This window comes from Bacillus sp. NS1 (genome assembly GCF_058248265.1).
The window spans coordinates 990,781-1,011,657 of record NZ_JBZAZF010000001.1 but is presented as its reverse complement, the minus strand read 5'-3'; the positions used below and the strand labels follow the sequence as shown (position 1 = coordinate 1,011,657).

At 44.4% G+C, this 20,877-nt stretch carries 18 protein-coding genes; 3 read left to right on the top strand and 15 right to left on the bottom strand.

All coding sequences use genetic code 11. From position 1 onward, the window contains the following. Positions 1 to 96 precede the first annotated feature (96 nt). The 15 genes from AC4CV5_RS05045 to AC4CV5_RS04975 form a co-directional block, all read right to left on the bottom strand. Positions 97 to 1,569 carry a nicotinate phosphoribosyltransferase gene (locus tag AC4CV5_RS05045; RefSeq protein ID WP_014114988.1) on the bottom strand — a complete coding sequence of 491 codons (1,473 nt, stop codon included), beginning with the start codon at positions 1,567 to 1,569 and terminating at the stop codon, positions 97 to 99. 15 nt (positions 1,570 to 1,584) lie between these two features. Beyond that, positions 1,585 to 2,136 (bottom strand): cysteine hydrolase family protein, encoded by a 552-nt coding sequence (locus AC4CV5_RS05040; protein WP_222141950.1) that lies wholly within the window; start codon positions 2,134 to 2,136, stop codon positions 1,585 to 1,587. 96 nt (positions 2,137 to 2,232) lie between these two features. Then, a complete protein-coding gene (locus AC4CV5_RS05035) occupies positions 2,233 to 2,631 on the bottom strand; it encodes a YueI family protein (protein ID WP_166848854.1) in 399 nt (132 codons plus the stop codon). Between the two features lie 70 nt (positions 2,632 to 2,701). Beyond that, positions 2,702 to 2,950, bottom strand: a complete 249-nt coding sequence (locus AC4CV5_RS05030; protein ID WP_166848851.1) for a YueH family protein — start codon at positions 2,948 to 2,950, stop codon at positions 2,702 to 2,704. A gap of 72 nt (positions 2,951 to 3,022) precedes the next feature. Further along, a complete protein-coding gene (locus tag AC4CV5_RS05025; protein ID WP_166848850.1) occupies positions 3,023 to 3,244 on the bottom strand; it encodes a spore germination protein in 222 nt (73 codons plus the stop codon). Between the two features lie 59 nt (positions 3,245 to 3,303). Then, a complete protein-coding gene (locus AC4CV5_RS05020; RefSeq protein ID WP_166848847.1) occupies positions 3,304 to 4,413 on the bottom strand; it encodes an AI-2E family transporter in 1,110 nt (369 codons plus the stop codon). 443 nt (positions 4,414 to 4,856) lie between these two features. Next, the gene (locus tag AC4CV5_RS05015) at positions 4,857 to 5,093 is read right to left on the bottom strand and encodes a YuzF family protein (RefSeq protein WP_003220677.1); all 237 of its coding nucleotides are present in this window, start codon (positions 5,091 to 5,093) and stop codon (positions 4,857 to 4,859) included. A gap of 186 nt (positions 5,094 to 5,279) precedes the next feature. Beyond that, positions 5,280 to 5,810, bottom strand: coding sequence for an HD domain-containing protein (locus tag AC4CV5_RS05010; protein WP_166848844.1), 531 nt, complete (start codon positions 5,808 to 5,810; stop codon positions 5,280 to 5,282). A 196-nt stretch (positions 5,811 to 6,006) separates the two neighbouring features. Beyond that, positions 6,007 to 6,738 (bottom strand): (S)-benzoin forming benzil reductase, encoded by a 732-nt coding sequence (locus AC4CV5_RS05005; RefSeq protein ID WP_490922165.1) that lies wholly within the window; start codon positions 6,736 to 6,738, stop codon positions 6,007 to 6,009. Between the two features lie 63 nt (positions 6,739 to 6,801). Then, the gene (gene essA, locus AC4CV5_RS05000) at positions 6,802 to 7,257 is read right to left on the bottom strand and encodes a type VII secretion protein EssA (protein WP_326222460.1); all 456 of its coding nucleotides are present in this window, start codon (positions 7,255 to 7,257) and stop codon (positions 6,802 to 6,804) included. Between the two features lie 31 nt (positions 7,258 to 7,288). Continuing rightward, complete coding sequence (esaA, locus tag AC4CV5_RS04995; protein WP_490922164.1) at positions 7,289 to 10,507, bottom strand: type VII secretion protein EsaA; 3,219 nt, start codon at positions 10,505 to 10,507, stop codon at positions 7,289 to 7,291. Beyond that, positions 10,504 to 14,988 carry a type VII secretion protein EssC gene (essC, locus tag AC4CV5_RS04990; protein ID WP_248602154.1) on the bottom strand — a complete coding sequence of 1,495 codons (4,485 nt, stop codon included), beginning with the start codon at positions 14,986 to 14,988 and terminating at the stop codon, positions 10,504 to 10,506. Before essC ends, esaA begins: the two co-directional genes overlap by 4 nt. A gap of 60 nt (positions 14,989 to 15,048) precedes the next feature. After that, entirely contained in the window at positions 15,049 to 16,404 is a 1,356-nt protein-coding gene (gene essB, locus AC4CV5_RS04985) for a type VII secretion protein EssB (RefSeq protein ID WP_248602155.1), read from the bottom strand. Positions 16,405 to 16,418: 14 nt separating this feature from the next. Further along, a complete protein-coding gene (gene yukD / locus AC4CV5_RS04980; protein ID WP_010329928.1) occupies positions 16,419 to 16,658 on the bottom strand; it encodes an ESX secretion system protein YukD in 240 nt (79 codons plus the stop codon). Positions 16,659 to 16,728: 70 nt separating this feature from the next. Continuing rightward, a complete protein-coding gene (locus tag AC4CV5_RS04975; RefSeq protein WP_003220661.1) occupies positions 16,729 to 17,022 on the bottom strand; it encodes a WXG100 family type VII secretion target in 294 nt (97 codons plus the stop codon). Between the two features lie 568 nt (positions 17,023 to 17,590). Between AC4CV5_RS04975 and adeR the strand changes: the two genes are divergently transcribed. The 3 genes from adeR (at position 17,591) to AC4CV5_RS04960 (ending at position 20,848) form a co-directional block, all read left to right on the top strand. Next, positions 17,591 to 18,820, top strand: coding sequence for a sporulation transcriptional activator AdeR (gene adeR / locus AC4CV5_RS04970; protein WP_246303188.1), 1,230 nt, complete (start codon positions 17,591 to 17,593; stop codon positions 18,818 to 18,820). Positions 18,821 to 18,921: 101 nt separating this feature from the next. After that, entirely contained in the window at positions 18,922 to 20,058 is a 1,137-nt protein-coding gene (ald, locus tag AC4CV5_RS04965) for an alanine dehydrogenase (RefSeq protein WP_222141954.1), read from the top strand. A 112-nt stretch (positions 20,059 to 20,170) separates the two neighbouring features. Beyond that, entirely contained in the window at positions 20,171 to 20,848 is a 678-nt protein-coding gene (locus tag AC4CV5_RS04960; protein WP_222141955.1) for a YukJ family protein, read from the top strand. Positions 20,849 to 20,877: the final 29 nt, after the last annotated feature.

The following is a 20,877-nucleotide window of genomic DNA, read 5'->3' as shown; positions in this document are numbered from 1 at the left end:
TAAGTATATCAAATAATTTGACGAAAATTGTCTAAACATGAAAAATAATATATTCAAAAAGAAACTGGCCCTTCGCGAACGAAAGGCCAGTTTTCTTTATTCTTCCTCAAGCTCTTCATCAAGTCTGCTTTTCACTTCGTGAATCCGCTGCATTTTATTGCTCCAGCAGTCCTCACTTAAATCAACCGGATATTCCTCCGGCTTGCTGATTCTCTTATATTCCTCCCACAGCAGGCTGAGGTTATCCTGCACATACTGCTGTATGTCTGAGATCTCAGGGTTTTGGTAGCAAAGAATACCCTTTTCAAAAATCAGCTCATGAAGATCCTTCGCATAAAAATTCGTGACAAATTTGCTGATAAATGTATGAACCGGGTGGAACATTCTGAGCCGCTTCTGATCATTCACCTGCTCATCATAAAGCGCAATATAGTCGCCTTCAGAGTGGTGATTGGACTGATTGATAATGCGGTACACTTTCTTTCTGCCCGGTGTCGTCACTTTTTCAGGATTGGACGAAATTTTGATCGTGTCGACCATTTTCCCGTCTTCTTCAATGGCTACGAGTTTGTAAACCGCTCCGAGAGCCGGCTGGTCATAGGCCGTGATCAGCTTCGTACCGACACCCCAGACATCAATACGCGCTCCCTGAGCCTTTAAATTCATAATGGTATGCTCATCCAAGTCACTTGAAGCAATGACTTTCGCATCTGTAAATCCTGCTTCATCAAGCATTTTCCGGGCTTTTTTTGACAGGTACGCCAAATCGCCGCTGTCCAAGCGGATGCCGATGAAATTGATGCGGTCTCCGAATTCCTTGGCCACTCTAATCGCATTCGGCATGCCTGAACGAAGCGTGTCATACGTGTCGACTAAGAAAACGCAATCCTTATGCGTTTCCGCGTATTTTTTGAAAGCTGTATATTCATCGCGATAAGCCTGCACAAGCGCATGTGCATGTGTGCCGGAAACCGGGATATTAAAGCGCTTTCCGGCTCTTACATTACTTGTCGCGCTAAAACCGCCGATTAAGGCTGCTCTCGCTCCCCACATAGCCGCATCCATTTCATGCGCCCGCCTTGTTCCGAACTCAAGCGCGACTTCATCGCCGATGACGCCTTTAATCCGGGCAGCCTTTGTTGCGATTAATGTTTGGTAGTTCACAATGTTGAGCAAAGCCGTTTCAATCAGCTGCGCTTCTACAAGGGGGGCTTCCACCCTCATAATCGGCTCATTGTTAAATACGAGCTCTCCTTCTTTCATGGAGTAAAGTGAACCTGTAAAAGTTAAACCGCGCAAATATTCAATAAAATCTTCATGATACCCGAGTTCTTCCTGTAAATAATTCAGGTCACTATCCGTAAACTTAAAGTTTTCCAGGTATTCGATGGCTTTTTCCAAGCCCGCAAATACCGCATAGCCGTTTTCAAACGGAAGCCTTCTGAAAAAAAGCTCAAAAATGGCTTTCTTTTCATGAATGCCGTCTCTCCAGTAAGTTTCTGCCATATTGATTTGATAAAGGTCTGTATGTAATGACAGGCTGTCATCTTTAAATCCATACTCTAACACTGTTTTTCCCCTTCCTTACTCTGCCACTTGCGCTCCGATGCTGTTTGCAAAATGGGAAAGAGCCCACGTGTGCCCCTCCTGATTAAAGCTGGCAACAGCCTGTTTGTGCACAACAATCCGGAAACCTTTGTTGTAAGCGTCAACCGCTGTATGCAACACACAAATATCTGTGCAGACACCCGCAAGATGCAGTTCGTCAATCTGCCGCTCTCTGAGTTTGAGCTCTAAATCAGTTCCCGCAAAAGCAGAATATCGCGTTTTTTCCATGTAGTAAACATTTGGTTCATGTTCATGTTTCTGATATAGAGGCAAAAGCTTTCCGTACAGATCTTTTCCTTCCGTGCCTTTCATATTATGCGGAGGAAAAAGACGGGTTTCAGGGTGATATTGATCCCCTTCATCATGAGAATCTACTGCTAATACGACGTAATCACCGTTTGTGATGAATGCTTCAGTCAAATTGACGATCGCCTCTTCAATCATTCTGCCGGGCTCCCCGCAGGTCAATTTTCCGTCACTCGCCACAAAATCATTCGTATAATCAATACAAATAAGTGCTTTTTTCATAGCCGGCCTCCCCGCCATCAGTATGAGAACATTATATCTTATCTCCAGTTGTAAGTGAATTGCCATGAATAAAAAGACAAACGGTCCGTTTGTCTCTTAAGGTTTCAGCACTGACCGGTTAAATATGTCGTCCTGAATATATATCAATTCACGATTCACAGCGATGTCAGCCGCAATGACAAGGCCTAAAGGCGTATGAAACTGAAGATCAGATACAATCTTGAAGTGCACTCCGTTCCGGTTCGCCATTTGGATATAGGGAGAGTAAGACTGATACTGAAGCTCTCCATTAATCAAAAGGGTTATGTTTTTGCTGTTTTTCAGTGCGTTCTCTACTTTTTCATACGGTTTGCTTCTGAGGACCTGTCCTTTCGTCAGTGCCAAAAGCACTCTTTCCCTTAATGAGCCTAAAAATAAATGGCGCTCGTCAGGCTTCGTCTCCAAGGGCCCATACATTCCTTGCTGCAAATAGAGATCCATTTTTTCATCACTCAAAAGCTTGTCCTCCCGTCTTGTTTGTCTTCATTATCACCTGATTAGGCAGGAGCTAAACTTTCAAGGGCAGTTACATTTCTGTTACCCAATGTATGATTTTTTTAGCCAGCTCACCAGCCGGTTCTTCCTCTGTATACCGGCGCAAAGAAGCCTCCAGCCGTTCAGGCAGAGATGCTTTATCTTCTTCATAAGAAATAATCGTGCTCCACTCCAGCTGCGGAACCGCTACAAGCGTGCGCAGTTCTTTTCTGTTTTCATGCAGATACACGTCCGTGATCATTCCGGTTTGCGTATTGATATTCGCTTTTCTGATTTTCATAACATGACCTCTCTATTCAAAGACTACCCATATTATACAATAAAAAAGCAACAGCCTCTCCTGAAAAGGCTGTTACCCGTTAAACGACACTGTTTCATCAATGATATCGGCATCATTAAAAATCGTTTTACTGTGTTTATTATCGACCTTCATATAATCACCTAATTGAAACGCACCCGATCCTGCGCCTGTGTGATCAACGCTCTTTGGCGAAATCGCAAACACATCCCCAAAGCTGGCCGCTGCATCACCTGATATTGACATAATATAAATCGGACCTACAATCGCAGGCATTTCCCCACCTCCGCATTGATTTACAGCATCATATGCAAAGAGGCGCAAATGGTGCCCGCCTATTCAGCGGACTTGGCTTTTTCTTCAAGGCGTGACCGCTGGCGTAGCTTGATTAAGCGGACAATATTCAGGAAAAATGCCTTCACTACCGCGTAGACCGGCACTGCTAAAATCATGCCGAGAATTCCGCCGAAGCTTCCCGCTCCGATCAACAGCAAAATAATCGTAAGCGGATGCGTATTCAGCCGCTTTCCAATCACGAGAGGAGACAGCAGGTTCCCGTCGAGCTGCTGAACAACGACCACCACAATAATCGCAAACAGCGCTTTGGCCGGAGAGTCCATAAAACCGACAATGACGGCCGGAGCAGCACCGAGAAAAGGCCCGACATAAGGAATGATATTGGTAATCGCCATGACAATCCCAAGAATCAGAGCATACGGCACCCCGGCAATTAAGTAGCCAATAAAACACGCTGTTCCGACAAAAAGACAGATCAACAGCTGTCCCTGAAAATAAGCTGCAAGCGTATCGGATAAATCTTTAAAAATCTTTAAGCCTTCTGTCCGATAAGAAGCCGGAAGAATTTTTACTGCCAGATGCGGAAAGCGGTGTCCGTCTTTCAGCATGTAAAAAAGGATAAATGGAACAGTGATAATAACAAGTGTGATGTTTGTCACGACACCAAACACCGCAGATAAACTGGACGTGATATTTTGCGGCAGGTTTTGGAGAAAGCTTGTCAACGACTGTTCAATTTTTGATATCGATACATAATCCTGATTCATCATCCAGGTAAACCATTGGGAATGGGACAAATCTTTTGTCAGCGACTGAATCTGTTTTACGTAATCAGGAAGATTGTTAAACAGCCCGGTCACTTGCGATGTAATAACAGGCCCGACTGACGCTGAAACGAAGGCCAGCAAACCGATAAATAGTAAATAGATCAATAGAATGGATAATGTCCGCGGAATTTTTTTCTCAAGCAGGCGGACGACCGGATTAAAAATGAAATACAAAATTCCCGCAATCAGCATCGGGAAAAACAATGTCGAGATAAAAACAATAAACGGCTGAAACACAAATGAAACCTTTGTTGCCACGTAAATAATCAGCAAAACAAATAAAATCTGCAATGTCCAAAAATGGACTTTTGATTTCAACAAGCTTTGTTCCTCCTAGTTTTTCTTTGTCTGTCAGATAAAAGGACTTATACCCCATCATTGTAACAAAAATGAACTCATATCAGAACTCTTAATATAATGAAAGGAGTGTTGGTGATGCAGGCTGTGAAATACGATCTAGATTCGGAACTGGCATCCTCTTTCTCCGAAAAAGAGCGGGAATGTACGGTCAGAGGATGAGACAGCACTGCTCTGTGCCCCGTTTTCCGGGAAACCCCAGGTATATGTAAAGAATGAGCCAAGCTATCACTTTCTTGTCCACCAACAGCTTTCAGTCCGTTCCGGCTATAGTGTACGGTGTCACTTTTTGTTTTTCAGATGCCTGCTATCAAGAATGTGCCGGTTTTGATCTTGGTGAAATGATCAGCGCTTAACTGAAAAATAGGACGTCTCGGTGTACGCCTATTTTTCATGCGCAAGCACTGTTAAACCCGCTCACTGTAATCTGGCGTGACGGAAATCATGTGCTGGATTCTGATCAAACAAACAGAATTTCGGGCACCTTCAATTGTGATATGGTCAGGTTTTACATCGATCAGTCTGCCTCTGACCGTATCTCGTACTGTCTGTATCACGAACCTTGAGCCGATGAGCTTTTTAATGGTCTGATAGACATAAGGATCGACTAAAGAGACCAGTTGCGGACTACCTTGGTTGACCATACTTCAATCCCCTTTTTATGTTTTATCTCAGTTTATGCCGCAATTATGGATAATGACACAGGCTTACCTGATAAAACCAGGGACGCGGGGATTTTAGGAGAATATGTTTGGTAGCGGGTGTAAAGGAAATGGTGGTGAAGCGGAGACAGCGAAGAAAGCTGGCGCTGTTCCGTGAAAAAACGGGACTTATACAGGCTTTATCATGGATGCCTGGGCTTGGTCGATTAATTGGTCCAGCTTTTCTATTTTTTTACGTGCAGTTGAAGGATCGATTTGGCGGTAATGATGGTGGCCGCCCGGCTCTTCATCAAGTTCGTCCGCTTTTTTGACTATCTGCTGAAGCGTGTTTTTCTCTAATTCGCCTTCGGGTAAATAGGAATCGGTATGAAGCAAAATGGCAAGGGCAATCTCTTTAGCAGCTTTCGGTTCCTCGCCCAGCCGAATCAGAAGCTTATGCGCCCGTTCCGCCCCTTTAATGGCATGAATGTCATTTCTTTTGTATTTCTCATAATCCCACTTTCCGTCTGTATACCATTCATAATGGCCGATGTCATGCAGCAGCGCCGCTTTTGCAGCTAAATCAGGGTTGATGTCAGCCTTTATAGACAGCCTGTACGCATGGTAAGCGCAGGCAATTGCATGTGCCACACCGGAACGCTGTAGATATTTTTGTGCAACTGGATGGGTGAAAACATCCATTAATGTAACCTTTCTCATGGAAACCCCTCCTTTAGATATTTTTAGAATCCTAACATAATTTGCAGAGAAACTCAATTCTTATGTCACATCATTTTGTCTTCTTGTCATCATTGTTATACCCTAAAAGCAGAGTTTCAGTCAGTATATGCGGCTGTTCAACATCGTGCGAGGGTGATTGCCTTTTTTATAAAAAAAAGAGCAGAAAATGTCTGCTCTATAAAAACTCTTTCATATCGTAAACGCGTCCGTTTTCCGTGCCTTGTTCTAATAAAGAAAGCAGCGTGCCGGCAATAAAGGACGGGCTGCGAAGGCTTCCTGTTTCATTTAATGTCCGGAAACGTTCAATGTCGTGGAAATCCTTTTTCGATGAAGAACGGATGACAGCTTGCATCTCAGTGTCCATAACACCTGGTGAGAAAGAAATCATGTGCACCGGCAATTCTTCATCCTCCTGTTCAAATCCAAATGTCCTCGTAAACATGTCGAGCCCGGCTTTTGAGCTGCAATACGCGCTCCATCCCTTATATGGATTTTTGGCGGCGCCTGACGTAATGTTGACAACCGTCTTTTTTCCGCTGTATAAAGCAAACCGTTTTGTAAACAGCTGACTCAAAAGCACGGGCGCAGTCAGGTTCAGCTGATAATGGCGCTGCAGCTCGTCAAGTGACGCTTCGCCGGCGCGTTTGATCGGCGATACCATTCCGGCGTTGTTGATCAGGGTAATACCTGAGTAATGATCTGGATTGATGGATGACAGCAATGTTTCAAATTGCTGTTCAGCTTGTTCAAGATTGATGAGGTCTATTTGATGCTGCGTCAATTTTTCATGAGAGACATCCGCTTTCGTTCTGGATAAGGCATGGACTTCATGACCCTTCTCTAAAGCCTGTAATGCAATGGCTTCACCCAGTCCTTTTGACGCTCCGGTGATGATATAAAGTTCCATTGGAAACCTCCTCCTTCCATTCCTATTGTACGGTACCGCTTTTGCACAACACAAGCACAGAGCCTATGCCTTTTTGTTCTCCTGCGCTATGACTTTTGGGATGAGGAACACAATGCCTGCAATGCCGAGCAGGATTAGCACAACATACATAATCGGAAGCAGCAATGAAGATGTTTCCTGCCTTTCTTCTGTCTCCGTGGATGACGTCTTTGTGATTGGTTTTTCAGCAAACGTAATCCCGAGCTGTTTCGACTGGGCCGCAATCGTGTTGGATTCTTCGGCATTTGTTGATGTAAACAAATCTTTTATCAGCTCGGCGTCCTTGTCCTCGGGCTTATCAAAAGTGATATCCTTCTGTTCCTCAGGCAGTTCTGTTTTCTCTTCATAGTAGGTATCTTCATGCAAATAATTCGTATCAATTTCGATGTCTTTCTTCTCATACTGGTTTGGCGCGACATCTGTATTTTCTTCGGTTTCGGCTGCTACAGCAGAGGGTATGAAAAGGGAAAAGGAGAGCATACAAATCATGATCCCCTTTTCCATGCTGCGATTACGCTTCATACGTTTCATCGCTTTCTGCTGTGTGTTCGGCCATCAGCCGGATGATCAGCGGCAGAGCCGCGGCAATAACCGTAATGATCAGCAGAACCGTTATTCCGATTGTAAACAAGTGTCCTGTACCGTACTGGATGTCGATATATACTTTCGAAACCGGATCTTCAAATGTAAAGTTCGGCATTATCAAATCAATAAGCGGTGCAACGTAGAATAGAATCATTGCCGCTGAAGCAACCCATCCAGGGATCGACCCGAATCTGAATGCCGCCCGGATAAAGGCAGAGCTTGCGACCAGCAATAGAATCGTAAACACCGACCACTTAATCGTCTGATCGTCCGGCAATGAATAAATATTCAAACCGAACAAGCTGATCATAAGCCCGACAAGGATATTCAGAATTCCGAATAGCGCTCCTTTGACGAGAAGCGGCGCATTTTGGTAATACGAGCTGAAATAGCCGATTAACAGACTGCTGATTAACACAATGACAAGGATGACAACCGGGGGCACCGTCTGGGTTTTTTCTTCCGGTACCTCTCCACTGATTTTAAGCGGATTCGCCAAGTAGTCATATACATAGCCATTGTTTTGCCCGTCTACTAATGTATTTCCCAATATGCCGTAAACGTCACTGCGGACAAGCTTTGTGGAGGCGACATTTTTCCCCCAGTTGTTGTTTAAGGTGTCGGCTTTCGCCTGAACATCATTGACGCTTTGCTGCATATTCGTCGTGTAATCAATAATGCCTGACTGGCGATCAGACAATGACCCCATCATATCTGACATTTGCAGCACTTCCTGGCCGACCGTATCTTGGACACTCAGTGCCATTGTGCCAGACAGCCCGTCATTACTGAACGTCGCAGCTTCTTGCGTTGTGCCTGTTACTAGCTGTTCTGACGCTTTTGCGGCACTTTCAGAGATTTTCGTCAGTTCGTCAAGAACACCTGCTTGAGAGTCACGGATGAAGCCGCTGTAGTCCTCCGTAAATTTGGTCATGCCATCGATGAAGCTGTTAATGTCTTCATCTGTTTGCATCGTGTTGTTTTTCAGATCTTCCCAGCTGGCTGATTCTGCAGGTGTGAGAGCCAGGATGGATTTGACGTTGCCCTGCTGGCCGTCGATGACATTGGTTTTTGCAGCGTTGTCTATCGTTCTGGATAATACAGAGTCATAAACTGATAAATATTTATAGTATCTCATTAAAGCAGAGATGCTTTCTGTATTGATTTCTCCGGAGAATTGAAGCTGATCTTTATTTTCCAGCTCGCGAATCGCGCTGTAAATCCCTTCGAACTCCCTCTTCCGTTTCGCTTCAAGGTTTTCAAGTTTGCCTTCTAGCTTTTTCACTTTGTCTTTCAATTCATCAATTTCATCATTGAGACTATTCATTTGTTCTTTTAGTTCTTCTAATTTCTTTTTCAGTTCTTCATTATGGGCATTTTCTTTTTCTTTGAGCTCTTCTTCAATTTGCTTGATTCTCTCAGACGCTTTGTTGAGCTGTTCTTTTGCTTTTGCGATATCAGAAATCTCATCGTTTCCTGTTTGACCTTCGTCCTCAGGCTGAGTCGTACCACCGTCGCCTCCGGTATCTCCTGAATCTCCGGTTCCGTCCTCATTTGCCAGCTGGATAAATCGAAGGGCTGAGTCAGATGAAGCAGTCTGTTCGACAGATGTGCCAGTGTCGGTTTGTCCGCTGTCTGACTCACCATCAGAGGCTTCGCCATTCTGCTCCTGACCGTCTGTTCCCTGCTGCTGGTCTTGATCCTGAGTATCGCCGTCAGTCCCGGCATCACTATTGTTATCGTCGTTTCCGGTGTCTCCCTGTGTATCATCGGGATCCGTGTTAGTTCCGTCATCAGGTTTTTCCGGGTTGTCAGTGGACGGCTCGTCTGTTCCCGGATTCTCTGGCTTCGGCTCTTCTTTTTCTGGCTCCTTTAGGTTGTCTGAAATGTCCTGAATATCCGCGGCGATGTTTTTCAGTTCTTCACGCTGTTTTTCAAGATCAATTTTCAGTTCTTCAGGATCCTCTTCTTTCGGGTCTTTATCTTTATCATTGTTGTCAGAGCCATCGTCTTCGACTGGGTCGTCCCCTTTCGCAACCGTCAGTGCCTGACGCGCTGGGACAAGCAGTTCATAAACCTGATTTAATGCTGTCTGTCTTGATGCGGCCTGATATTGATTAATTAAATCACTTTGTATCTTCGCCATGCCAAGTTCCTGCTGAGGAACTTGACCTTCCCTAAGTTGCTGGGCATTTGCCAGCACTGTACTTGTTTGTGCAAGCTGTGTTTTCGCTTGGCTGATCCCTGTTGCCAATCCGCTCATGCGTTCGCTGAACTGATTCGCCTTTTGCTGTGCTTGGATAGCATCCAGACCTGTCTGGATTTGCTGCTGTGTTGAATCCTGGGCTGCCATAAGCAGCTTTTTCTGATTTTCTTGATATTCTTTGTATCTTTCAACGGTATCAATGAAATCTTTCAGCGTGTTTTTGGCTTTCTCCGCTGTTGAAGCTTTTTCTTTTGTCGTGCCCTGCGCTTCGTTCATTGATTTCTTCAGCTCATCGATTAAGTCTTTTTGCTGTTTGATTTCACCTGCTAAATCATTAGAGCTTGGTTTGTAAAAGTTATACATGACATTCTGGAATTCAGATTCTTTATTGACGATTTTGTCAAATTCTCCTCTGATGTTGTCCACTTTTTGTGAAACAAAGTTCCAGTATAAGGCCGACATTTTTTTGTTCATTGTCTTTTGGGCATCCTCAAGCTCACGCTGAACTTTTTCTTTGTTGACCGCATTCAGGTTATCTTGAATGCTGAATTCGAGCGTTGCTTTTTGAGGATGGTCTTTGTCATAGCTCAAAATGTTTTTTGAGAAATCTGAGGGAATGTAGACGATCGCATCATATTTCTTTGATGCGAGGCCAGTCTCGGCCGCGCTTCGGTTTACGACCGTCCATGAATAATCAGGACGTTCACCCAGAACGGCCGCTACTTCCTTGCCGAACTGGGCGGATTTGTCCTCTTCATCAGATTTTACCTCATCACTCAATACGCCTGTGTCTTCATTCACCACCGCGATTTGCCGCGTGGAATTGACTGCTTTCTTCGTCGGATCGTCTCCGATAAATCGAAAAAACAAAACCGGCAGCAGCAAAATGATGATAACGGCGGATATTAACTTGATCAAGCTTTTTCGTTGTTCTGTCATCTAGCACTCTCCCTTTCAGCAGAACATAAAGGAATTTGAACTTTTTGCTCCTTCCCGTTTTCCACAACATATCCGAAGCCCGGCTGAATCTCAGGCTCCTGTCTTTGGTACGGGAGAGGAATGACATTTTGCTCAGATTTTTTCATCAGCAGAATCGCGTGGCGAATTTGCTTCATCTCTGTCGTCAAGGAGTCATAGCCTTTTGAGAATTCGCTGTGATTTCCGCCCGGGATAAAGCTGAAACCTAGGTGTGCATATGATTTCATGAAGTTTGCCAGACGGTCTTGTATTCTCGTATCAATCGTCTGCTGGAATCTCGTAATCCCGTCAATCATCAGCACCACTTGTGAGAATCGCAGATTTTGCGCGTCTCCTTGGCGGACGGCTTCCACATACATGGCTTCTCTTGTTTTGAAAATGTCTTCTGCTGTTTCGATCCACTGCTCAATATCTTCTTTCGTTTCCAAATATGAGACATCCGATTCCTTCGCATATTGGGATAAGCCGCGGTCAATCGAGTCAAACAGGCCGATCATTTCGGTTTCATCATCAATCAGATGTTCAAGCATTACTTTTAAGACATTTGTTTTCCCGCGCTGGGTCTGGCCTAAAATCAGGCAGTGCTTATGCTTGCCCAAATCAAAGTAGACTGGGCTGACTGTTTCTTCATGAAGCCCGATCGGGACAGATAAAGGCTTGCGTTCCAGCTTGAAGCGTAGGGAAAATTCTCTCGTCGACAGACTCTCAGGCAGCATCGGAATCGGTGCCGGCTGCTCCATAGAAGCAAAGCGCTCCTGAAGATGCTGAACGTCTGATTTCAATCCATTGAACATGCTGATATCATCATCGGCGTCAACAGGCAGGAACATTTGCGCGAAGTAAAGCTCTTCCTTTTGAATGATGACGCGCCCTGGGATCGGTTCAAGATTGAACTTCGGCCGTCCGTAAATGGAATATCCCTCAGATTGATCCATGAGATAATGGACAACCTTTGTTTTCAGGTTATTTAACAATGACTGGCGGACCGCATTAACCCGCGTCGCTGTCAGCATGAAATAGATGCCCAAGCTCTGTCCGTCTCTTGAAAGCTGGACAAATTCCGATTCAAGCTCATGCATCTCATCCTTCACGATGTCAAAATTGTCAATGGTGATGAAAATGAACGGAAGCTCTTCTTCGCTCAGCGCATTGTACATTTTGATGTGGCTGATTTCTTTTTCTCTGAACAGACGTTTACGGCGGTCAATTTCTTCTTTGATTCGAATCATGAACTTTTCAATTTTTCTTGATTGGTCCATCAGGAAGTAATCCGCGGTATGCGGGAGCTTCGCCAATGGCAGAAGCGTTCCGTTTCCGAAATCAAAGATATAGACATGGAGCTCTTCAGGTGTGTACACGTCCGCAAAGCTCATCAGGAACGTTGCGGCGGCAATCGATTTTCCGTAGCCGGAAGAGCCGAATATGCCGATATTTCCGTCTTCCATCATCTTATAAGCAATAGGAGCCTGTCTTTGCAGATCAGGTTCATCGACATACGCGAAGTGGAAATGATCTTTTTCGTCCGATGGGAAGAGTGTGCGCGGGATACGTTCCGCAAGCGGCGGCAACCATGGGCTTGACAGCTTCTCGATTCCCATTTCATCTTGGATGCGTTCAATTTCATCAACTATAGCTTCGATTTCTGTTTGTACGTCTTTTTTCGCGATATCTTCGGTATCCACCTCAGAAAGCGGGATCAGACCCGTATCCGTGACAATCGCAATTTCATCCTCTGTTCCGTAGACTTCCTCTAGGTAAGGCGCACCGCTCCAGGCGGATTGGAACAGCTCATACACTTCATTGTTGCCGACCTGCAAATAACCGCGTCCTGTCACGGTAATGTTTGCGGCATCGCTGTTTTTCAAAATCTCTTTACTGTCGGTGGCATCCTGAACCTTCAGCGCTACTTTAAAGCGCGAGTTACTCCAAATCTGATCGTCGATGATGCCGCCCGGCTTCTGTGTAGCCAAAATCAAATGAACACCGAGACTTCGCCCGATACGCGCGGCACTGACAAGCTCCCTGATAAAATCAGGTTCTTCGCTTTTCAGCTCGGCGAATTCATCAGAAATTAAGAACAAGTGAGGCATTGCCACTTCTGCTTTCCCCTGCTTGTACAGCTTTGTATAGTCATTGATGTGATTGACTTGATACTGGTCAAACAGACGCTGCCTTTTTTTCAGCTCGCTTTTAATGGAAGCAAGCGCCCGCATACTGAAGTTTTTGCTGCCTTCAATATTCGTGATCGTACCGAGTAGATGAGGAATGTTGCGAAACGGCTGTGCCATTCCTCCGCCCTTATAGTCAATTAATAAGAAAGCCGCTTCATGCGGGTGGAAATGCACCGCAAGTGACAAAATGTAGGTCTGGAGAAATTCACTTTTCCCTGACCCTGTTGTCCCTGCAAGCAACCCGTGCGGACCGTGAGCCTTTTCATGAAGGTTCAGATACACAATGTCATCTTTTCCCTTATAGCCGATCGGCACTGACAGCGACTTCGACGATTCACTCGTCAGCCATCTTTGTTGAATGCCGATTTCTTTTACTTCCTTCGCATGGAAAAGCTCCAGGAACGATACCGTCTCCGGAATGGAATTCGTAATGCCGACCTGGTGATTCAGCGTCCGCAGCGTGCGTGAGAACCGTTCGTTGTCCCCGCGCTGATGATGATCCAGGCTGAACGGAATTTTTACCGCTTTTTTCTTCTGTATTAAAATGTCGCCTTCATGCTCATTGATGTAGCGGACAAGAGTCGTAATGTTTTCCGACAAGCTTTCCTTTGTTTCTGCGGCAACAATTGTAGAGATGCCCAGATGCTCGTGCTGTCCTTCTAAATATTCGAGAATGACATGCTCTGAGATCAGCTGCTGATTCGTGATGACAAATACAAAATGCGGTTTGAACTGCAGTTTTTCTTTGTCATCTTCGAGATCGCGCTCTCTGATCAATTCATAAAGTGAAGACAGGAGCTGATCTCGGGTTTGCTCATTATATATAAAACCTTTCGCATAGATATGGGGCATTTGAAATTGCGGAAGCCACTTCATCCACTCCCAGTCTCTATACTCTTCTTCATGAAAAATAAAAACGAATCGCAGATCATGATAGCTGTTGAAGAACGACAGCTGTCCGATCAGCTGATGAATCTCATTTTTCACAATTTGCGATTTACCGACAAGCCCCATTGGACCTTCCGCCAAATCGACCGTAACCGGCGCATTGCGGATATCCTTATAAACACGCTGCATGTGCTGCGATTTTTCCATGAGGTCATCAATATCACGATTGGCCAAGTCTCCGCCACTCATATTGATTTCATAGCTGGAAGGGACTGTTCCCGTCCCCAGCCGCAGCTGGAGATAATCCTTGCTTTCAAGTGATTTTTCCCAGATCCGGTCACTAATTTCACTTGTTAAGTATTTCATTTGTTCAAACGAAGGGAAGTGAAATTCAAGTACCTGCTTTTGCTTTTCAGCTAGCGCCTGAAGCTCTTTCCGCTTATTGTCTAAGTAAAGCTTATACACGCGCTCCCGTTTTTCCTCTCGTTTTTTTCGCTGGTTTTTATCGCGGAAATATTGCACCGTCGAGGTAATCAGGGTCATCATAAACATCGCCAGCGAAACGAGTATGAATATGCCGCGCGGCTGAATGATGGCGACAACGCCCATCACGATCAGCATCACAAGCGGAGGCAGGATGACGAGCCACAGCCCTCTATTGGTTTGATCGCTCTCCTGAGAAGGAAAACTGAAGGATACGCGGTCATCCGGCAGGTCGTACACCATTCGCGGCGTTCTTCTGTACTGCGGATATTTTTTCTGCATCTCTGTGCTCGGTTTGACCGTTTCTGTTAATGCTGTTTCAAACGAGGAAAAATGAACAATTTCTAAAAGATCTTGTTCATTGACTCTCATTTGTGTAAAGTTCCAGAAAATTTCATCCCCCGGCTGGAGCGGTGTATTGGCGATGATTTTCTCTCCGTTCAAGAAGATCGTCCCGCTTTCAGGACGAACCGACCAGCTTACGCCGACACGGAGTAAAGAGAACGTACTTTGTTCGGCAAAAGATAAATCTTGCGGATTCAGATAAATATCTGCATTTGTCTTTTCTGAAGAGCATATGATTTCATCCCGATTCCCCGTAAAATAAACAGATTTCTGAGGCTCACTGCCCGTCAATATCAACCGTATATCCTGCTGATCTGTTTGGAGAGTAAATGATGCATCCGGCTCAATCGTGCCGAGACAATCATTTCCCAGGAAAACTTCGTATTGGCCGCCGGATTCCTTTTGAAGAGAAATCACTCCGCTTTCAAAGGGAATGGTGCCAATCGTAATGGAATCCTTTACATCAGGCCCTATGGTCACCGGATGGGACGACGGGAGGTCAGACAGTTTCAGTTTTTGAACGTTATTTTGGTAAAAAACCCATAATAGACTCAAATGGCGAACCCCCTAACGGCCGAATGGCAGCATGCGATGACCTGTGCTTCATGTCTCACGTTATTTGTCATCTTTTTTCTCATCTTTCTTTGCTGTTTCTTTTTTCTCTTGTTCTTCTTTTTTCTTCTGTTCTTCTTGTTTCGCTTTTTCCTCGGCTGCGGCTTTTTCTTCTGCCGCTTTCTCTTCAGCTTGTTGTTTTTCTTCGTCTGTTTGTGTTTGTTCTTCGGTTGTATCGACTAAAGATGTATCCTGTCCTTTATTTTCTTCATGTTCCTTTTTTGCTTTTTCAAGCTCACTATTTACTGAATCGAGTTCTTTTTGTATATCTTCATCATTTGTATCTTCAGATAAAAGCTGCTGTTTATATTTAGCTAGCCCAAAGTAAATATAATCATTGTATTCAAGTTTACGGCCGATACTGATAGCTTCTTTGTAATTCCCTCGACCATAATCAATCCAATACAAGAAATGCTGAGGGTCTGATTGCAGTGTGACTAAATTATTTTCAATATTTTTAGTTTTTGCACTCCCTAGATTTTCAACCTCAACATAAGACGTCGCCAGCTGATACTGCACCGATTCAGGCAGGCTTTCCGCATCGTACTTGGACAGTGTGCTGATAACCTCACTGTACTGTTTGTTTAGGAAAGCACGGTTGCTGTCCACTATCGCCTGGTGCTTTGGCTGTGCGAAAAATAAAGAGTACATCGAATAAATAAGGGCGGGTACAAGCAAAACAATGAGCCCCAGGCCGATGTACCGCTGGATGTTCCACTTCTTTCTCGGGATATGTATGTATGTTTTCGCTTTGGCTTCGAGCTCATCGATATGGGTTTGAATCAGCTCGAGCAGATCATCATAGGACGCCGCCTCCAATATCGCCTTAGCCTCTGCGGAGAACGTCAGCGTTTCATTGAATTTCAGGTAATCTTCAAACGCAAAAGCGCCGTCAACTGCCAAAGCCGCTGCCGCTTTCAGCTCCCCCCACACTCTTTCCTCATCATGCCCGTAAGGAGGAATGCTTTCTTTTACTCCATAATGGAGAAAATAAGGCGTCAGGCCTTTATCGAATACAATGTTTTCAGGAGCGACAATCAAATTCAGCCTAGACAGATTGTGCTGCTGTACAGCTTGGACAAGCTGATAGGCAAACTGCCATTTACTTTTTTTATCTTTAGCTTTCATGAAGCGGAATGCTTTATAGGAGGGAGGAGGTTGGATTGTGATGATCACTTCGTCATCCGTCACATCGATCTCTTTATGAAAAAATGGATTTACATCTTTGATCACGTTGGCTTCGAGACCGTCCAGAAGCTTTATTTTTTCCCGCTGAAAGGTAAATGTATAGCCGGCATCTGTTTTCTCGGCAACGGCTTCTAATTGGTTTTCTAAATATGATTTTTGTTTATCCGACATTCAACCAGATCCTTTCATAATATTTCAAGCCGGTCTCCGTTTGTAATGCCGCAATCAGACAGCTTGCATTCTCCGGAAAACACCGTATCCTTATTAACCACTCTGATCCAGTGCCCTTCGCGCGGAGGTATGGCTACGCTCTGGGCTTGCCAAGCAATATCAATTACTTTTTTCACCGGGTGGTAATCTGACAATCTGAGATCAAAGACACTGCCGTTATAATGTTTCAAATCTATTGTAATATCAATATACATTTTAGGATCACCCTTACATAGAAAGAGCGCCGTCTTCTCGTGAATCAGGCGCTCCTTCCCTTTCATACTGTTATCCGCGGATTTGATTTGCGATGTCTTGGTCAGTAGACTCAAGTGTATTTGCTGTTTGATCAAGCTGCTGATTCACATCTTGAAGCAAATCTGACATTTTGATAAATGAAGGTTTGAGCTGCTCGTATTGATCTGCGAACGCTTCGCTTGAAGCACCTTCCCACATGCTTTTCAAATCAGAGATCATGCGATTTAAACGATCAACCTGGTTTAATACTTCTTGGCTTTCAACGCCATATTGCTTCGCCATCGCTCTTAGCTCTTCGGGTGTGACACGAATTAATCCTGCCATATTCCTCATTACCTCCTGTGCCATCAGCCTAAATATGGGCTAATTCACTTATTTTTAGAACGTCATTATTATAAAAACAGTTTTTCGGTACAGTCAAACAAATATGTTTTAATTTTACAAAATGAGTCCAATGGTTTACCCCTGATCACTTAAAAATGACATATATTGTTAAACAAGTAGGTTCATTTTCTTAATCTTCTCTTCATTCTCCGAATAATCCAAAAGACCCAAATGATTCTCCAACTCCCAAAAAAAACCTTTCAGAAAATTTGATGCTACAGCACCATTTCTGAAAGGTTCAGTTTTTTCTTTCCTTAATCAAGCTTGCCCCCGATGACTTTCTTAGAAGAATAATAGGATAGGTTTCATATCATTTAAGGCATACAACTGTACTGTAAATGGGCGAATGCACCGCCAATCGTATATAAGACGTTTCTCTCAGTATGCCATGTAATTGCTTTTTTCGCTTCCGCTCTTTGTTGTTGATTTTCACAAACAACAACAATCATAATAAAAGGAAGGGGATGAGATGTCAAAAAGAAATCAAGCATGAAATGTAGGGAGATTTATGACCATGCCAAATGATCCGTTTAAATACAGTTTTGACAGACTTGAAGATGTTGCTGATCATATCAGTGACGTTCTGCGGTGCCCGATTACCATAGAGGATGTTAACCACAAGCTGCTTGCCTACAGCACACACAGCGACTGCACAGACCCTGCCCGGACGTCTACAATCATTGGCAGAAGAGTACCGGAGAAGGTCATTAACAAGTTGTGGAAAGACGGAACGATTCCTGCTCTTTTAAAAACGGACCAGCCGATCAGAGTAAAGCACATAGATGAAGTCGGGCTAAGCAATCGCGTTGCAATTTCCATTTGGAAAAACAACCAAGTGCTTGGCTTCATATGGGCGCTTGAGATCCAAAAAACATTGTCTGACGATGATCTGATGACATTGCAAATGGCCGCAAAAGCAGTGAGAAACAAGCTTCTTAAACTCCAAATCAGAAAAACGAAAAATGAAGAACGCAGCCAAGAATTTTTCTGGAAAATGCTGACCGGACACATTCATCAGGAGCATGACATGGCAGATGGCTTCCACAAGCTTGGAATGGTCGCCCCTTCTGAGTTTTCCGTTATGATTATCCGGATTAACGGCGAGCTGACTGAAAAAATCGAACAGCAGCTGCAATATTTGCAGGAAACGACCCAGCAGGTTCACGTGCTGCTGACGACCGTAGATTCCAACGAACTCATTATTTTAACCGCGCCTAAAACAGATCATCCTTTTCAAGATTTAAAGCAGTTTGCTTTAAGTACGCAAAAACAGCTGAAGGAACGTTATAAAATAGAAGGCGTTTCTATCGCTTTTGGCGGAATATACCATTCTATTTCTTTTGTCTCCCGCTCCTATCAGGAGGCATTGTCGGTCTTAAAAGCGAAGGAACGGTTCGCAGAAGAGACAAAACATCTTTTCAGTTTTTCTGAGTTAGGCATTTATCAATACTTGGATGTCTTAGATGAAAAACGGAAACAGACCGGATATTTTAATTATTCGCTTTCCAAACTTGAACAGTATGATCGGGATCACCAGTCAAATATGGTAGAAACGCTAGAACGTTTTATTGAAGCAGACAGCAACGTGAATACAGCCTCCAAGGTGTTAAATATACACGTTAATACGTTGAATTACCGTCTCAAGCGGATCAGCCAGATCGCTGAAATCGATTTAAAAAATGTGAATCAAAAATTTACCATCTATTTAGATATTAAGCTTCGTCACATGGATTTGTGAAATTTCACAAATCCATGTTTTTTTATTTTCTTTTTCAAACAAAGAATTTTCTAAAGAATCAAGCTACACTAAAAACATTACAGGTACAGGAGGAGACAGATATGATCATAGGGGTTCCTAAAGAGATAAAAAACAATGAAAACCGCGTTGCATTAACACCTGGAGGCGTTTCTCAGCTCATTTCAAACGGCCACCGGGTGCTAGTTGAAACAGGTGCGGGCCTTGGAAGCGGATTTGAAAATGAAGCCTATGAGTCAGCAGGAGCGGAAATTATTGCTGACCCGAAACAGGTATGGGACGCCGAAATGGTCATGAAGGTAAAAGAACCGCTGCCGGAAGAATATATCTACTTCCGCGAAGGGCTTGTGCTGTTTACGTACCTTCATTTAGCCGCTGAACCTAAGCTTGCACAGGCGTTGAAAGATAAAGGGGTTACGGCGATCGCATATGAAACGGTTAGTGACGGCCGGACATTGCCGCTTCTGACGCCAATGTCAGAGGTTGCAGGCAGAATGGCAGCACAAATCGGGGCTCAATTTTTAGAGAAACCTAAAGGCGGAAAAGGCATTCTGCTTGCCGGAGTGCCAGGCGTTTCCCGTGGTAAAGTAACGATTATCGGAGGAGGCGTCGTCGGCACAAACGCGGCGAAAATGGCAGTCGGCCTCGGAGCAGACGTGACCATTATCGACTTAAACGCAGACCGCCTGCGCCAGCTTGATGACATCTTCGGCCATCAGATTAAAACGTTAATTTCTAATCCAGTCAATATTGCAGATGCTGTGGCGGAAGCGGATCTTCTCATTTGCGCAGTCTTAATTCCGGGGGCTAAAGCTCCGACTCTTGTCACTGAAGAAATGGTAAAACAAATGAAACCTGGTTCAGTGATTGTCGATGTTGCGATCGACCAAGGCGGCATCGTCGAAACCGTCGACCATATTACCACACATGATCAGCCGACATATGAAAAACACGGCGTTGTCCACTACGCTGTGGCGAACATGCCAGGCGCTGTCCCTCGTACATCAACAATCGCGCTGACTAACGTTACTGTTCCATACGCGCTGCAGATCGCTAACAAAGGGACTTTGAAGGCGCTGACAGACAATACAGCACTGAGAGCAGGTTTAAACACAGCAAATGGACACGTGACCTATGAAGCTGTCGCAAAAGATTTAGGATATGAGTATGTCCCTGCCGAGAAAGCATTACAGGATGAGTCGTCTGTGGCAGGTGCTTAATTCACATAGAGCTTGCAGAAAGAATTCTGCAGGCTTTTTTATCTTTTAAAAGGAAAAAAGAGGCCATGTCACGAACTTAAACGATGAAAGTTGATCATAAAGGAGGATTCATATGGCTGTTCAGCAATATGGCGTGTTAAAAGGCATTGTCTTAGACATGAAGCGTGAAACCGATGATGACAGTCCTCATTTCCAAGTCAAAGTGCTCGGTGAAGAGAATACGTATTACAGGTGCGCCATCAATGTGATGTCCAGTTCTGAGGAATCTGAAGTATTGTATTTGGCTGACGATCAATTTGATTCAAGCTCGATTACCATCCTTCCGAACATGCCGTATGGATATACAAGGATCAATGAGGCAAACCGTGAAGTGGCGCTGGATTATGTGCGGGGCAATTTGTTTGACCCGGGAGAAATGAAGCCTTTGCCGCATGAAATCACGGGGCCTGATAATGATTTAAATGATTTTATTGAAACGTATATGAAGAAAGCAAAAGAAGAGAAAGCGCCAATTTATATATTCGGCTCAAAATTTGGGCCGGAACAAACTGCAGATAAAATATTCGGCTTTACCCCGACCAACGGCATGCACAATATCCATATGAATCAAGGGAATGCCATGGATAGCCGCTGGAAAAAAGACAACGGCTCTTGGCATGACGGAGGCATTCTGATTCAATTTGCCGATCAGTGGGCCGCTGTGTTTTTAGCGTTTTTATCCCAATCATGGTGTACGGATGAAAACGGAAACCCAGTCAGAGATTGTGATCATACCCAAACATCTGCGTGAGATAGAAAAAGAGACTGCGGCAAGCAGTC